This window comes from Kitasatospora sp. NPDC085895 (assembly GCF_040702125.1).
GTDB classification, from domain to species: Bacteria; Actinomycetota; Actinomycetes; order Streptomycetales; family Streptomycetaceae; genus Kitasatospora; species Kitasatospora arboriphila.
Genome location: NZ_JBFBJY010000220.1, coordinates 1 through 1,766 on the forward strand (window position 1 = coordinate 1; position 1,766 = coordinate 1,766).

The following is a 1,766-nucleotide window of genomic DNA, read 5'->3' on the forward strand; positions in this document are numbered from 1 at the left end:
GATCGTTGTCTGTGTGAAGTACGTGCCCGACGCGACCGGTGACCGTCGCTTCGCGGACGACACCACCACCGACCGGGAGGGCGTGGACGGCCTCCTGTCGGAGCTGGACGAGTACGGCGTGGAGCAGGCGCTGCGGATCGCGGAGGCCTCCGGCGACGCCGAGGTGACGGTGCTGACCGTGGGTCCGGACGACGCGAAGGACGCGCTGCGCAAGGCCCTGTCGATGGGTGCGGACAAGGCCGTGCACGTCAACGACGAGGACATCCACGGCTCGGACGTGATCGGTACCTCCGCGGTCCTGGCGAAGGCGCTGGAGAACACCGGGTTCGACCTGGTGGTGTGCGGCATGGCCTCCACCGACGGCACGATGGGTGTGCTGCCGGCGCTGCTCGCCGAGCGGCTGGGCGTGCCGCAGGCCACCCTGCTGTCCGAGGTGTCGGTCGAGGGCGGCGTGGTCAAGGGCCGCCGCGACGGCGACGCCGCGACCGAGCAGGTCGAGGCCGCGCTGCCGGCCGTCGTGTCGGTCACCGACCAGTCCGGCGAGGCCCGCTACCCCTCGTTCAAGGGCATCATGGCCGCGAAGAAGAAGCCCGTCGCCGAGCTCGACCTGGACGACCTGGGCATCGACGCCGACGAGGTCGGCCTGGCCGGCTCCTGGACCAAGGTCGCCGACATCACCGCCCGCCCGGCCCGCACCGCCGGCACCGTCGTCAAGGACGAGGGCGAGGGCGGCAAGCAGCTCGCCGGCTACCTCGCCGCGCAGAAGTTCATCTGAGCCCACGTCCCACGCGCGCATCCAACGAACGATCAGGAGCAACGAATCATGGCTGAGATCCTGGTTCTCGTGGACCACGCCGACGGCGTGGTCCGCAAGCCGGCCCTCGAACTGCTGACCCTGGCCCGCCGGATCGGCGAGCCCTCCGCCGTCGTCCTGGGCGCCGGTGCGGCCGCGGCCGACCTCGCCGCCAAGGCCGCCGAGTACGGCGCGGCCAAGGTCTACACCGCCGACGCCGACGAGTTCGCCACCCAGCTGGTGGTCCCGAAGGTCGACGCCCTCACCCAGATCGCCCGGAGCAGCGGCGCCGCCGCCGTGCTGGTCACCTCCTCCGGCGAGGGCAAGGAGGTCGCCGCCCGCGTCGCGCTGCGGCTGGGCTCGGGCATCATCACCGACGCCGTCGACCTGGAGGCCGGCGCGGCCGGCCCGGTCGCCACCCAGTCGGTGTTCGCCGCGTCCTTCCAGGTCAAGTCGACCGTGACCACCGGCACCCCGGTGATCACCGTCAAGCCGAACGCCGCCGCCCCGGAGCCGGCGCCGGCCGCCGGCACCGTCGAGCAGGTCACCGTCGCCCTCACCGGCAACGCGGCCACCGTCACCGCCCGCACCCCGCGCGTCGCCTCCGGCCGCCCCGAGCTGACCGAGGCCGCGATCGTGGTCTCCGGCGGCCGCGGCGTCGGCGCCGCCGAGGGCTTCGCCGTCGTCGAGGACCTCGCCGACGCGCTCGGTGCCGCCGTCGGCGCCTCCCGCGCCGCCGTCGACGCCGGCTGGTACCCGCACACCAACCAGGTCGGCCAGACCGGCAAGCAGGTCTCCCCGCAGCTGTACGTCGCCGCGGGCATCTCCGGCGCCATCCAGCACCGCGCCGGCATGCAGACCTCGAAGACCATCGTCGCGGTCAACAAGGACCCCGAGGCCCCGATCTTCGAGCTCGTCGACTACGGCGTCGTCGGCGACCTGTTCACCGTCCTGCCCCAGCTCACCGCCGAGG

General features: G+C 73.3%; 2 protein-coding genes. Both read left to right on the plus strand.

What is annotated here, in order from left to right; genetic code table 11:
• Positions 1 to 13 precede the first annotated feature (13 nt).
• Complete coding sequence (locus AB0442_RS42350; RefSeq protein ID WP_366168830.1) at positions 14 to 775, plus strand: electron transfer flavoprotein subunit beta/FixA family protein; 762 nt, start codon at positions 14 to 16, stop codon at positions 773 to 775.
• A gap of 48 nt (positions 776 to 823) precedes the next feature.
• Positions 824 to 1,766 (plus strand): electron transfer flavoprotein subunit alpha/FixB family protein (locus tag AB0442_RS42355; RefSeq protein WP_366168829.1); only part of this gene is annotated, 943 nt, incomplete at its 3' end.